General features: G+C 56.0%; 12 protein-coding genes and 1 tRNA gene. 7 read left to right on the forward strand and 6 right to left on the reverse strand.

Annotated elements, in window-relative coordinates:
• Nucleotides 1–31 precede the first annotated feature (31 nt).
• A complete protein-coding gene (locus tag ACR0B8_RS16950; RefSeq protein WP_226689185.1) occupies nucleotides 32–1,576 on the reverse strand; it encodes a putative bifunctional diguanylate cyclase/phosphodiesterase in 1,545 nt (514 codons plus the stop codon).
• Between the two features lie 71 nt (nucleotides 1,577–1,647).
• Entirely contained in the window at nucleotides 1,648–2,541 is an 894-nt protein-coding gene (gene ttcA / locus ACR0B8_RS16955) for a tRNA 2-thiocytidine(32) synthetase TtcA (protein WP_480648869.1), read from the reverse strand.
• On the opposite strand from ttcA, the gene ACR0B8_RS16960 reads away from it, so the two are divergent.
• On the forward strand, nucleotides 2,540–3,598 hold the full coding sequence (locus tag ACR0B8_RS16960; RefSeq protein ID WP_480686158.1) for an alpha/beta hydrolase: 1,059 nt from the start codon (nucleotides 2,540–2,542) through the stop codon (nucleotides 3,596–3,598). The two genes, ttcA and ACR0B8_RS16960, sit on opposite strands and share 2 nt — an antisense overlap.
• Nucleotides 3,599–3,626: 28 nt before the next feature.
• Here the strand turns inward: ACR0B8_RS16960 and yidD are convergent, their stop codons facing one another.
• The 3 genes from yidD to rpmH are packed head-to-tail and all read right to left on the reverse strand — an operon-like array spanning nucleotide 3,627 to nucleotide 4,445.
• Complete coding sequence (yidD, locus tag ACR0B8_RS16965; RefSeq protein WP_170378442.1) at nucleotides 3,627–3,863, reverse strand: membrane protein insertion efficiency factor YidD; 237 nt, start codon at nucleotides 3,861–3,863, stop codon at nucleotides 3,627–3,629.
• Nucleotides 3,860–4,285 carry a ribonuclease P protein component gene (gene rnpA / locus ACR0B8_RS16970; protein ID WP_226689183.1) on the reverse strand — a complete coding sequence of 142 codons (426 nt, stop codon included), beginning with the start codon at nucleotides 4,283–4,285 and terminating at the stop codon, nucleotides 3,860–3,862. Before rnpA ends, yidD begins: the two co-directional genes overlap by 4 nt.
• 25 nt (nucleotides 4,286–4,310) lie before the next feature.
• Nucleotides 4,311–4,445 (reverse strand): 50S ribosomal protein L34, encoded by a 135-nt coding sequence (rpmH, locus tag ACR0B8_RS16975; protein WP_005980833.1) that lies wholly within the window; start codon nucleotides 4,443–4,445, stop codon nucleotides 4,311–4,313.
• 296 nt (nucleotides 4,446–4,741) lie between these two features.
• Here rpmH and ACR0B8_RS16980 point away from each other — a divergent pair, with 296 nt between their 5' ends.
• The 4 genes from ACR0B8_RS16980 to ACR0B8_RS16995 all read left to right on the forward strand — a co-directional run bounded on the left by ACR0B8_RS16980 (nucleotide 4,742) and on the right by ACR0B8_RS16995 (nucleotide 8,438).
• Nucleotides 4,742–5,473, forward strand: a complete 732-nt coding sequence (locus ACR0B8_RS16980; protein ID WP_170414729.1) for a TVP38/TMEM64 family protein — start codon at nucleotides 4,742–4,744, stop codon at nucleotides 5,471–5,473.
• A gap of 4 nt (nucleotides 5,474–5,477) precedes the next feature.
• Complete coding sequence (locus tag ACR0B8_RS16985; protein WP_170397640.1) at nucleotides 5,478–6,896, forward strand: dihydrolipoyl dehydrogenase family protein; 1,419 nt, start codon at nucleotides 5,478–5,480, stop codon at nucleotides 6,894–6,896.
• Nucleotides 6,897–6,911: 15 nt separating this feature from the next.
• Nucleotides 6,912–8,297, forward strand: a complete 1,386-nt coding sequence (locus tag ACR0B8_RS16990) for a sensor histidine kinase (protein ID WP_480659198.1) — start codon at nucleotides 6,912–6,914, stop codon at nucleotides 8,295–8,297.
• Nucleotides 8,298–8,361: 64 nt separating this feature from the next.
• A tRNA-Arg gene (locus tag ACR0B8_RS16995) sits at nucleotides 8,362–8,438 on the forward strand.
• Nucleotides 8,439–9,455: 1,017 nt separating this feature from the next.
• Here the strand turns inward: ACR0B8_RS16995 and ACR0B8_RS17000 are convergent.
• Nucleotides 9,456–10,109 carry a GntR family transcriptional regulator gene (locus tag ACR0B8_RS17000; protein ID WP_170351617.1) on the reverse strand — a complete coding sequence of 218 codons (654 nt, stop codon included), beginning with the start codon at nucleotides 10,107–10,109 and terminating at the stop codon, nucleotides 9,456–9,458.
• Between the two features lie 213 nt (nucleotides 10,110–10,322).
• Between ACR0B8_RS17000 and ACR0B8_RS17005 the strand changes: the two genes are divergently transcribed.
• Both ACR0B8_RS17005 and dctP read left to right on the forward strand, forming a co-directional pair.
• Nucleotides 10,323–11,408: a Gfo/Idh/MocA family protein gene (locus tag ACR0B8_RS17005; protein WP_217356094.1), complete on the forward strand. Its 1,086-nt coding sequence runs from the start codon at nucleotides 10,323–10,325 to the stop codon at nucleotides 11,406–11,408.
• Nucleotides 11,409–11,496: 88 nt separating this feature from the next.
• The gene (gene dctP / locus ACR0B8_RS17010) at nucleotides 11,497–12,507 is read left to right on the forward strand and encodes a TRAP transporter substrate-binding protein DctP (RefSeq protein ID WP_170351613.1); all 1,011 of its coding nucleotides are present in this window, start codon (nucleotides 11,497–11,499) and stop codon (nucleotides 12,505–12,507) included.
• The last annotated feature ends 17 nt before the right edge of the window (nucleotides 12,508–12,524 follow it).

Genomic DNA, 12,524 nt, shown 5'->3' on the forward strand with positions numbered 1-12,524 from the left:
TGGATCGCGTTTCTGTGGCGTAAATCAGCGATTACGGTCCTGTTTTGCGCCTGATCTTCGGCATTCCGTTGACCTTGTTCTGATGTGCCGCGATCCAATTCAGCGTCTTTTCAAAGGGCATTGGCTTGCCAATTCCGAACCCTTGAACATGATCGCACCCCAATTGCGCCATCAAAGCATGTTCGCCTTGGGTCTCAACCCCTTCGGCCAGCGTTTCGACATTCAGCCGCTCGGCCATCGTCAGTATTGCGCTGACCAGTTGTTGCTGGCTGGCGTCGCGATCTGCCTTGGCGACGAAAGAGCGGTCAATTTTGATCCGCGAAACATCAAAGCGCTTGATCGAAGCAATAGATGCGTGGCCGGTGCCGAAATCGTCTAGATCGATGCAGCACCCCAACTTGGCCATGCTGGTCACGTTGCGGGTTATCACATCGTCGGGGCGGCGCGAGAACACGGTTTCCAGAACTTCCACCGCCAACCTGTCCGGTGTCAAATCATTCTGGTCCAACTCCCATTTCAGGCGGTCGATCAACGCTGGATCGCGGAGTTCTTCAGATGAGAAATTCACGCCGATCCGGGGAACCACGACCGATGCGCGATCCCAATCGCGCATCGCGGCGAAAGCATGGTGCCGCATCGCCTGACCGAATTTCTCCATCAACTCGGCCTGCTCAGCGAACGGCAAGAATACCTGTGGACTTAGTACACCCTTTTGCGGGTGTTCCCAGCGGGCCAGAGCCTCGAAACCCGTAACGCGACCTGTGTCGGTTGAGATTTGTGGCTGGAACCAAGGGCGTATCTCACCATTGTCGAGCGCGTCTTCAAATTCTTTGCGAAGATTGGCGCGAATGCGTGAGCGACGCTGTGTTTCGCTGGAAAACGCGCGAATGGTCGACGGCCCGTTCCGCTGCGCCTCGCCCAAGGCGGCTTTTGCGGCGGCGACCCAATCCTCGTACTGATCCTTAGGGCCGCTGCTCAGCAGGCTGAATCCGATTGAACAGGAAACGTAGACACCAGCACCGTTGAGCGTAAAGGGTTCTTCAACGACAGCCTGAATGCGCCCCGTCATCTGAATGCAGGCCTCCAGATCCAATTGGTGGGATGGATGCAGGCCGATTGCGATTTTGTTAGGTTCCAGGCGGGTCGCGATATCCTGTGTTCGGATAACAGAAAGAATGCGGCTGCCAAATTGATTAGTCAGATGATTTGCCGCCGAATTGCCGTGAAGATCGAGAAAGTCGGAATAATCATCCAGGGCGATTAGAAGGCAAGCCGAATCCGCACCATCGGTTACTGCCTTTTTGAACATGCCTTCCAGCTCGTTGTAAAAGCTGTCTACCGCCATCATGCCACCAGGCGGGTTGCGCCGCTGAAGCTGCCTGTTGGCGCGGGCGTCAAAGGTGGCCGCGCCTGCGAATATCAAGGGTAAAACGAGGGCGGCAACCACCAACGCCCGTTCCCCGCCAATCCAGAACGCCGCCAAACTGATGGCGGGCACAAAGGCCAGCGCGGCAGGGCCACTCAGAACAGAAGCAAGAGCATCAAGAACGCGTTCGAATTTGATATGTTTCCACATCGGATTTCTGGGCCTCTACGTTTGGCAAAGCACGTATTGGGCAACCGTAGAAAACCAATCTGAGTCAGACGTTAACGCAGCTGAGGAATCTCGTCCGAATTTTCGTCTTTTTTGCCAGTGTTTAGCGCAAGGTTGGCGAAATCGAACAGTTTTGAGTCCAACAGATGCGACGGTCGCGCATTGGTCAGTGCCCGAAACATCACTTGGCGTCGACCGGGACTGTTTCTTTCCCACTGATCCAGAATCTGTTTCACCTGCTGACGCTGCAAGCCGTCCTGGCTGCCGCATAAATCGCAGGGGATGATCGGATAGTTCATCGAGGTGGCGAATTTCTCGCAATCGGTCTCGGCCACGTGTGCCAGTGGGCGGAACACGAACAGATCGCCTTCTTCGTTCACCAGTTTCGGTGGCATCGTGGCCAGACGCCCGCCGTGGAAGAGGTTCATGAAGAACGTTTCCAGAATGTCGTCCCGATGATGGCCCAGAACCACGGCTGAGCAACCTTCTTCGCGGGCGATCCGGTACAGGTTGCCCCGGCGCAGGCGTGAACACAGGGCGCAAAACGTACGGCCCTGCGGAACCTTATTTACAACGATGGAATAGGTGTCTTGATATTCAATGCGGTGAGGCACGCCCATGCGTTCCAGAAACTCGGGCAGGACCGTGGCGGGAAAACCAGGCTGACCCTGATCCAGATTACAGGCCAACAGATCGACCGGCAGCAACCCGCGCCACTTTAGTTCATAGAGAACCGCAAGCAGGGTATAGCTGTCCTTGCCGCCCGACAGGCAGACCAGCCAACGGGGCGGTTTGCCGTCCTTGTCATGGGCGGACGGGTCCACCATTCCGTAATGCTCAATGGCTTCACGGGTCTGGCGTACGATGCGTTTGCGCAGCTTCTTGAACTCGGTGGTCGAGGGCGCGCCAGCAAAGAGCGGGTGGATATCGTCAGTTTCGTCAAACATGCGCCGTGGTTACAGTCGATATGGCAAGCGAGCAAGCGTGATAAGCCGGATTGTAGATTTTGGGGCATTGTTGACCTGTGATAAAAGGGCGGCATTTATCGAGGAGATTATTATGGACTATGCCTTTGTTGCCCGCGGCAAAAGCGGAAACGGCTTTTCTAACGAGCCTGCAGCCAGCCATTTTCTGGAAATTCCGGAAAGCGCGGATGATATGATGCTGTCGCACAAGATCACAAAGCGAGAATGGCGCGACAAGGTCATATTGGCCGCTCAGGGCGGTACGACGAACCCTTATACCGAGGGTGACATCGTGTTCTACGTGCATGGGTTCAATAACTCTCAGGCGGAAGTTCTTTTGCGGCATCGCAAAATCAAAGCAGGTCTAAAAGAACACGGCTTCAAAGGCGTTGTTGTCAGCTTTGACTGGCCCAGTGCGGATTCGGCCTTGAATTACCTGGAGGACCGGATGGATGCTAAGCAATCGGCCTTCCGGCTGGTGAGGGACGGCGTCGCGATGTTTTCGGAGATGCAGCGACCAGAGTGTCGGATCGACTTGCACATACTTGCACATTCGATGGGCAGCTATGTGGTGCGCGAGGCATTTGATGATGCCGATGACCGAGCCCGAATTGCCAGCAAAAGCTGGTCAGTCAGCCAGGTCATGTTGGTGGCTGGAGATCTGTCTGTCAAATCGCTTGATCCGGAGAGCTCCAAGTCTTCATCGCTTTATCGTCACTGCGTACGACTGACGAATTACTACAATACAATGGATGACGTACTGTCGATATCTGCGGTCAAACGGATCGGGGTTGCACCAAGGGTTGGGCGGAATGGTATGAACAGGCCGCTGCATAGCAAGGCCGCCAACGTGTATTGCGCGGCGCGCTTTAAACAAGGCGGTTTTGACGGCGGTATCAATTCCGGACACACGTTTTATTTTGATGACCCGGTATTTCTTGAAGACGTGTTCCACACCATTTCTGGCAAGTTGGACCGCGAGGAAATCCCGACCCGTACACACACGACGCAGGGCAACCTTGCTTTAAGGCCGAGTTGAGACCGCTATTCTTTGATACACGTCTGCTCTAGTCTTTTGGTTTCTGCTCTGGAACCGGGTCATACCCGTCACCACCCCAAGGATGGCAGCGCCCGATCCGCCGGGCGGTCAACCACGCGCCTTTGATGGCGCCGTGCTTTTCCAATGCTTCCAGCGCATAGGCCGAACAAGTGGGTTGATAGCGGCAATTGAAACCAACCCAGGGGCTGAACACCAGCCGATAAGCCCGAATGGGCAGGGCAAGGATATGAGACAGCAGAGTCATTTCCGCGCGCTGTGAATTTTGCGCAGGGCATAGCGCAGATCATCCAGCAAAGCTTCATACGGGCGCGCGGCAGTGACCTCGGCGCGGCCGATCAGCACGTAGTCCCAACCATTCTGACCCTGTGCAGGCAGAACCGCGCGGGCAGCTTCGCGCAGGCGCCGCTTGGCGCGGTTGCGCGCCACCGCATTCCCAACCTTCTTGGAACAGGTGAACCCGACGCGAATCCCCGTAGCTTCATCCGCAGCACGTTTGCGCGCCTGCACCATCATGGACGAGGTGCCCTGCCTGCGCGCGCGGGCGGCTTTCAGGAAATCGGATCGTTTCTTGAGAACAGTCAATGTCTCAGGCACGCAAACGGACGCCGCCGGGGGCTTGACCCTCGGCTGGTTCTTACCATCCTCAGGGGCCTCCGGCGGCGTCATGTTCATAACCTGATCGGTGAGCGGTTTATGCGCTCAGCGATTTGCGGCCGCGTGCGCGACGTGCGTTCAGGATCTTGCGGCCGGCCTTGGTGGCCATGCGCGCGCGGAAACCGTGGCGGCGTTTGCGAACCAGGTTCGAAGGCTGATAGGTGCGTTTCATCGCTCCGTCTCCAATCTATGCGGTGGGGTGCGGCGCGGATTCGCCTGGCCCTAGTGTTCGAAGCCCGTCCTCTACTGGGTAGCGGTGGGTAAGTCAAACCCCTAGGTGGGGGTTTTGACGCCTTTTGCAACAATTCTGGTACGGCGTCACGCAAAAGGTTTCAAAATAGCGGTTTTATGGCCTCAAACCCTCACATTACCCGTCATTTGCATCAACGCCGCGTGAGGTCCCTGTTGCATGGGTCCCGCGCGGCGCATGTTGGGGGCAGAATGAAACGCACCAAACCGGACAACTTGATGAGCGAAACCACCCAAACCCCGCGCAGAGGGCTTGCGCGACACGTACCTTTGCTGGCGATTCTCGCCGTGGCTGCGGTGGGGTTCTTTACGTTGGGCGATTATCTGACGTTCGAGACGTTGCGTGACAACCGCGAAGCCCTTTTGGCGTGGCGGGATGCGAATTATTGGTCCATGGCGGGTGCTTTTGTGGCGATCTACATCGTCATCGTCGCCTTTTCGCTGCCCGGCGCGGCTGTGGCGTCCATGACCGGAGGGTTTCTGTTCGGCCTTTTTGCCGGAACCGTTTTTAACGTCTTTGCAGCTACCATCGGTGCATCGGCGATCTTTCTGGCCGCGCGTTGGGGGCTGGGTGAATCCCTGACCGCACGGCTGGAGGCTTCGGAAGGCACCGTGAAAAAGCTCAAGGACGGCCTGCGCGAGAACGAAATCTCGGTGCTGTTCCTGCTGCGTCTTGTGCCAGTTGTGCCGTTTTTCGTCGCCAATCTGGTGCCAGCGCTGGTGGGAGTGAAATTCCGCAATTTTCTGATCACCACGGCGCTGGGCATCATTCCGGGCGGCATCGTGTACACTTGGATCGGTGTCGGTTTGGGTGGCGTGTTCGACCGCGGTGAGACGCCGGATGTCTCGTTGCTGTGGGAACCCTTCGTTATCGGCCCCATCCTGGGCTTGTGCGTGCTGGCCGCGTTGCCGATAGTTATCAAAGCCCTACGCGGCAAAAAGGACACCTGAACTCATGCAAGAACTGAAGACGGATATCCTGGTGATCGGGGCCGGGTCGGGTGGTTTGTCCGTTGCTGCCGGGGCTAGTCAGATGGGGGCCGACGTCATCTTGCTGGAAGGTCACAAGATGGGTGGTGACTGCCTGAATTTTGGCTGTGTACCTTCCAAGGCGCTGATCGCCAGCGGCAAGACAGCTTATGGGCAGGCCCATGCCGCTGCCATGGGTGTGGCAGACGTGATGCCGCAAGTGGATTATGCGGCTGCCAAGGATCACGTCCGTGACGTGATATCCCAGATCGAACCGATGGACAGCCAGGAACGCTTTGAAGGCTTCGGAGTCAAAGTGATACGCGAATTCGGCAGCTTTGTTTCCCCCACGCAGGTGCAGGCGGGCGATCACTTGATCACTGCGCGACGGGTGGTGATTGCCACCGGCTCGTCGCCTTTGGTGCCGCCGATCCCGGGTTTGGATCAGGTGCCATATTACACCAACGAAACCATATTCGAGCTGCGCGAAAAACCCGAGCATCTGCTGATCATTGGTGGTGGCCCTATCGGGCTTGAGATGGCACAGGCCCATATCCGTCTTGGTTGCGAGGTGACCGTGATCGAAGGCATGCAGGCGCTGGGCAAGGATGACCCTGACGCGGCGGCTGTTGTGTTGGACACTTTGCGCGCCGAAGGTGTAGCCCTGCATGAACAGGCGATGGTTGCCCAAATCAGGGACAATAACGGGCTGGTCGATGTCGTGACCGAGAATGGCGATATCTACACTGGCTCGCATCTGCTGATCGCCGCCGGGCGCAAAGCCAATACCGACCGCCTTAATCTGGAAGCCGCCGGGATCGAACCAACCCGTACCGGGATTAAGGTGGACGCCTCGCTGCGCACCACGAACCGCAAGGTCTATGCCATCGGCGACGTGGCGGGCGGGCTGCAATTCACCCATGTGGCCGGGTATCATGCCGGGATCATCATCCGCTCGGCCTTGTTTGGCCTGCCATCCAAGGCAAAATCGACACATATCCCCTGGGCCACCTATACGGACCCGGAGCTGGCGCAGGTCGGCCTGACCGAGGCGCAAGCCCGCGACCAGCATGGCGACAGGGTCGAGATCGCGCGCTTTGACTATCACCATAACGACCGCGCCATAACCGAACGCAAGACGAAAGGCTTCATTAAGGTCATGGTCGTAAAAGGCCGTCCCGTGGGCGCCACAATCGTGGGTCATCAGGCGGGCGAATTGATCAACTTGTGGTCGCTGGCGCTCGCCAATAATCTGAAGATGGGGCAGATCGCTGCGATGATTTCGCCCTATCCGACGATCGGAGAGCTTAACAAACGCGTGGCAGGTGCCTATTTCACGCCAAGGCTGTTTGAGAATCAAATGGTTAAACGAGTGGTCGGGTTCGTCCAACGCTGGATACCCTAACCGGAAAAGGAGCGTATAGTGAACTCGCTGTCGGGCCGATTTCTGATCCTGACGACGGTCTTCGTAATGTTGGCCGAGATTTTGATTTTTGTCCCCTCGATTGCCCGGTTTCGCGAAGACTTCCTGTTGAACCGGTTAGAGCGTGCGCAGATCGCTTCGCTGGCCTTGTTGGCCGATGACATGCTGGCCGAGGATCTTGAGGCCGAATTGCTGGTCAATGCAGGCGTGTATAATGTGGTGCTGCGGCGCGATGAAATTCGACAGCTGATGCTGTCCTCGCCCATTCCCGAAAAGATCGCCAATACCTATGATCTGCGCGATGCCGGGCCGTGGATTTTAATCCGGGACGCCATGTCGCGCCTGTTCACACCTGAAAACGAAGTCATTCGCGTGATTGGTGAGCCGGTCAAAGATGCAGGTCTTCTGATCGAGGTCACGACAGACAGCAAGCCGCTGAGAATGGCGATGACCGATTATGGTCTGCGTATTCTGGGCCTGTCCTTTGTCATTTCAATTATCACCGCTTTTTTCCTGTTCCTTGCCGTGCGCGTTGTTCTGGTGAAGCCGATCAAGGGCGTCGTGGGGTACATGCAGCGCTATGCAAGCGCCCCTGAAGATGCCCGCGGGATCATCTCGCCCAATTCCAAAGTGACCGAGTTGCGCGAAGCTGAAGAGGCGCTGCAGCAGTTACAGACCGAACTGACGCAAGCTTTGAAACAGCGCGAACGACTGGCGCAGCTGGGTGGTGCTGTGGCCAAGGTCAGTCATGACCTGCGCAACATCCTGACGTCGGCGCAGCTGTTCACTGATCGGATCGAGGCCAGCGATGATCCGCTGGTGCGGCGCATGGCGCCGAAGCTGGTCAACTCGATCACGCGGGCTGTGTCCCTGTGTGAAAACACGCTGGCGTTTGGTCGGGCGGAAGAGCCGGCACCGACCTTGACAATGGTGCCTTTGCGCGACGTGGCCGAGGATGTTGTGGCAAGTGAAAAGCTCGCCATTGCTGATGCCTGTGTCGAGATTGTGAACGAGGTTCCGAAAGACCTCGTGGCGCGCGCAGATCCCGAACAGATTTTCCGCGTGATGATGAACCTGGTGCGCAACGCGCGTCAGGCGTTGGTGGCGTCCGGAAAACCGGGCCGAATAACGATTGCCGGCTGCGTACACGACAATGACTGGTGCGTAGAGATCAGGGATAACGGCCCTGGTTTGCCGCCGCGAGCGCGCGAAAACCTGTTCACTCCGTTTCAAGGCGGGGTGCGCAAAGGAGGCTCGGGCCTTGGGCTTGCCATCTCGCAAGAATTGGTGCGTGGACATGGTGGCGACTTGGTTCTAACCCAGACCGGACCGGAGGGAACCACCTTTGAAATCAGGCTGCCGCAGGGCGACGTGACTTTTTAAAAGTTTTTTGAAGAATCGGCTTGCACGTCCTCTGACGTGGGTCTACATACCGCCTCACCAACGCGGACCGATAGCTCAGCTGGATAGAGTACTTGACTACGAATCAAGGGGTCGGGGGTTCGAATCCTCCTCGGTCCGCCATTGGTTTCCTGTGTCAGGCGACACATAGTTCTGCCACCAGCGACAGAACCTTTCCATTTTCGCCTCACATCCTTCATCCAGCACCTAGACCGGTTTCAATGATCCTGACTTCTCCATTGGGAAATTCAGGGCTGATTTGCAGATCAGACGCCGAAGGCGCCTGTTCCTGCTGATCTGCCACGTGGCGAACGCGGATGGGGGCGAGGCAATGCTATTCGACAATAGTGGTGCGGCCCGCAGGCGTAGCCGAGGACACGGTGTTGTCTAATAGGGTTGCCCGAGGGGGAAGGCAGCGCCTTACCCCTGATGGCCAGGGGCGTTTGGCTTGTCCAAATCCCGCTGCCCCAAAACAGGTGCAGCTGTTGAACGTCACACGAACCTGACCCAACCGTCATAGTTGGACCAGAAAAGCAGTGAATGTTCGACATCAGAAGGCGCCCCCAAAGTTGGACATCAGTTGAATTTGATCTGACTTCCCTTTCGGAAAATCAGAGCTGATTTGCAGATCAGACGCCGAAGGCGCCTGTTCCTTCTGATCTGCCACGTGGCGAACGCGGAAGGGTGCGAGGCAATGCTATTCGACAAGGGCGGTGCGGCACGCAACCTAGTTTCGTGTCACTGCGTATCTTGCTTGGTCATTTTTTCTTTGTCTTCGACAGAAACAACCGTTTTCATGTTACTTCTGAGGGTGGATATTGGCGCAGTTGCAGCCAATTTACACTTTGTCCGCGAATCAGCCTTTAGTACTCGTTCCACTGAACGGCCATCACTCAACCAGAGATCGCTTCACATAAAACCGCTTTAAGGATGTTCGCGGTTTGTTATGGTGGTGAAAACAACCCTTGGTTGCGGAAGCTTGGCGTTCTCATCCTTGTTTAAACGGCTGCCTGATGAAGCGGGTTCGGATGTTGAATCATAAACTTACGGAATTCGTTTGGTAAGCACAGTAATTATACTTGCCTTTCAGGTCCCGTGCCGCTGATTCAGGTGATGGAGATAGGCGGCAACAACAGCGAGCTACATAGCCTCCAGCGTATGTGAAAGACCGTTTCGGATGTGATCTACCAACAGCTTCTTAGCGGTGCCCGCGTCTCTGGCCAATGCGGCATCGAACATGCCCTTATGCTCCTTGACGGCCTCTTCGCCGCGATAGGTCAGCACGAGCATCTGATACCGCAGATACTTGTCGTAGATGATCGAGTGCAGAGACAGAAGGTTCTTGGAGTTGCAGGCCGCGATCATCGCTTGATGAAACTCCCAATCATATCGTTTCCAGGTTTCTTTCTCGGACTCGTCGCCCTTGAGAAGCTGCTGTTCCATCAGGTGCAATTTGTGGTGCGCGGCAACGAGGTTGCCTTCCCAGTCCGTGTCGCCATTCGCAATGGACAACTCCAACGCGTGGCATTCCAGCAGGACACGCAACTCTGATATCTCGGTCAGGTCCTCGCGGGAAACAGGTGTAACCAGGAACCCCCGTTGTTCCGGGGCTTCGACAAACCCGTCGCTGGCAAGCCTGTTCAGGGTTTCACGAAGTGTCGAAAGGCTTGCTGAGTAGCGCTCTTTCAATGCGTCCAGCTTCAGTTTGGAGCCGGGTTGCAACTCTCCGAAGATGATATCCCGCTTGATGCGCTGATAGGTGCTTGCACCTATCGTAGACGGCTGTTTCGCCATGCGTTTCACCCGATATTTTTAGATTCCTCCTTCAAATACCACTTTATAGAGTTATCAGCAATCCAATGTGATGTATGGTAGAAATAAAAATATCATACATTATTGTGGAATCGCAAAAACCCCAATACGGTCGAGTTCAAGTTGGGCAAAGCAGCTCAGTCATAAACATTGGTTTCGGAGTTTCCGAACCCTCTGGAAGGAAGCAAAGTGTCAATGAACTTTCGCATTGCCATTGTCGGCATTGGCCTTGTTGGACGCCGCCACGCAGACGCGATCCGCGCGTTGCGTCATGTCGATCTTGTTGCGGTTGTTGATCCCAGTGACGAAGGGCGCACCTACGCTGCGGAGCATGGCGTTGCGTGTTACGAGACCCTCGAGGATATGTTTGCAAATCAGACGCCGGACGGAGCTGTGCTCGCGACGCCCACGACGCTTCACGTCGAACAAGGGCTCACATGTGTTCGGCATGGTTGTCCCGTACTCGTCGAAAAACCGATCGCCGTGGAAGCCTCCGCTGCACTGGAGCTTGTCCAAGAAGCGGAGAAGGCCAATGTGCCACTGATGGTCGGACATCATCGTCGGCACAATCCTTTGATCAAGTCAGCGAAGGAAGCCATTGTCGATGGGAAGATTGGAGATGTGCGCGCTGTCCATGCGAATTGCTGGTTTTACAAGCCCGATGAATATTTTGACGCCGCACCCTGGCGTAAGAAGCCCGGAGCGGGGCCCATCTCGGTCAATCTTGTCCATGATGTCGATCTTCTGCGGTACCTGGCCGGAGAGGTCGTGACCGTACAGGCGCAGTCGGCTACCTCGCAACGCGGCTATGACAACGAAGATGTCGCCGGAGCGCTATTGACGTTTGAAAGCGGAGCGATTGGGACCATTAGCGTATCCGACAGCATTGTTGCTCCGTGGAGCTGGGAGATGACGTCTCAGGAATATCCAATCTATCCGTCGACCACTGAGAGTAGCTACATGATCGGTGGCTCTCATGGGTCGTTGTCTGTCCCCGATCTAAGACTATGGACCTACCAGGGTGAGGAAAGGGATTGGTGGATTCCAATTTCGTCAACCGCGCTGAAGAAGGGTTCCTCTGACCCACTGGTCAATCAACTCGGGCACTTTGTTGACGTTGCTCGGCACGAAGCAGATCCGATTGTGTCCGGATGGGAAGGCTTCAGAACACTTCAAGTCATTGAAGCCATTCAGAATTCCTGCAGAACTGGCGAGACTGTCAAGATAAGAAACCTTCAGGAAATGCAACAACAGAAATTGCAGGTAATGAAAAATATCTGATATTTTGCAAAAAATCTTGCAAAAAGTCCAAAATAGGTCAAAACTCAGAATCGGAAAAATGCATCATGATGTCTCAGGGAGGAGCAAAGTGATTACCAAACTTACCCGCCGGGCTGCTGTGTCAGCCCTGGTTGCAACCGGTGTTCTGTTTAGCGCAACAAGTGGTGCGCTGGCGGAAGACAAAGTGCAACTTCGCCTCGCAACATCAGGATCGGAGACCGACCAGCGTTCGGTTGCCATGGCCGAGGTTTTCGCGCCCATGGTCGCCGATTTCGCAAGTTATGAGCCCAGCTATAACGGCACGATCTTCGCGCAAGGCACTGAGCTGGACGCTATCAGTCGCGGCAATCTGGAGATGTCGATCACCTCGGCGCAGGAGCTGGCACAGTTCTTCCCCGAGTTTTCGATCTTTACCGCAGGCTATGTCCACCAGGACGCCGCGCATCAGGTGGCTGTCTTCAACGATCCCTTGATGGATGCCTTCAAGCAAAAGGCCGAAGAAGAACTGGGCGTCAAACTGCTGTCGGTCATGTATCTGGGCCGTCGTCAGGTGAACCTGCGTCAGCCCAAGGATGAGTTGACGGTCACAACTCCGGCCGATCTGGACGGCGTGAACCTGCGGATGCCGGGCACCGATGCGTGGCAGTTCCTTGGCAAAGCGCTGGGTGCCGCACCGACACCAATGGCCTTCTCCGAGGTTTATACCGCGCTGTCGACCGGTGCCGTTGACGGTCAGGACAACCCATTGCCGACTGTGGTTGATGCCAAGTTCTACGAAGTGACCAATCAGATCGTCCTGACATCGCATCTGGTCGACCTGAATTATATCGCCATCGGCAAAGAGGTTTGGGACGGGCTGACACCGGAACAGCAAGCAAAGGTTCAGGAGGCTGCAGACGCAGCGGCTGAATCGGGGCGCCAGAAGCAGCTTCAGAAAGAAGAGGACCTTGTCAGCTTCCTGAAAGAGCAGGGCATGGAGGTCTATGAACCCGACCTCGCGGCGTTCCGCGATCAGGTACAGACCATGTATCTGGAAAGCGAGTTCGCCGGATCATGGCCGGATGGCGTTCTGGAGCAGATCAACGCTCTGGGCAACTAAGTTCATCTACACAAGGG

It is taken from the genome of Ruegeria sp. BH6, assembly GCF_056538105.1.

Excerpts from the sequence above, each read along its gene's own strand:
- ACR0B8_RS16985 (WP_170397640.1), top strand. The coding sequence starts at position 5,478 with ATGCAAGAACTGAAGACGGATATCCTGGTGATCGGGGCCGGGTCGGGT.
- yidD (WP_170378442.1), bottom strand. The coding sequence starts at position 3,863 with ATGACTCTGCTGTCTCATATCCTTGCCCTGCCCATTCGGGCTTATCGG.
- ACR0B8_RS16950 (WP_226689185.1), bottom strand. The coding sequence starts at position 1,576 with ATGTGGAAACATATCAAATTCGAACGCGTTCTTGATGCTCTTGCTTCT.
- rpmH (WP_005980833.1), bottom strand. The coding sequence starts at position 4,445 with ATGAAACGCACCTATCAGCCTTCGAACCTGGTTCGCAAACGCCGCCAC.
- ACR0B8_RS17005 (WP_217356094.1), top strand. The coding sequence starts at position 10,323 with ATGAACTTTCGCATTGCCATTGTCGGCATTGGCCTTGTTGGACGCCGC.
- ACR0B8_RS16960 (WP_480686158.1), top strand. The coding sequence starts at position 2,540 with ATGCGCCGTGGTTACAGTCGATATGGCAAGCGAGCAAGCGTGATAAGC.
- rnpA (WP_226689183.1), bottom strand. The coding sequence starts at position 4,285 with ATGACGCCGCCGGAGGCCCCTGAGGATGGTAAGAACCAGCCGAGGGTC.
- ACR0B8_RS16980 (WP_170414729.1), top strand. The coding sequence starts at position 4,742 with ATGAGCGAAACCACCCAAACCCCGCGCAGAGGGCTTGCGCGACACGTA.
- ttcA (WP_480648869.1), bottom strand. The coding sequence starts at position 2,541 with ATGTTTGACGAAACTGACGATATCCACCCGCTCTTTGCTGGCGCGCCC.
- ACR0B8_RS17000 (WP_170351617.1), bottom strand. The coding sequence starts at position 10,109 with ATGGCGAAACAGCCGTCTACGATAGGTGCAAGCACCTATCAGCGCATC.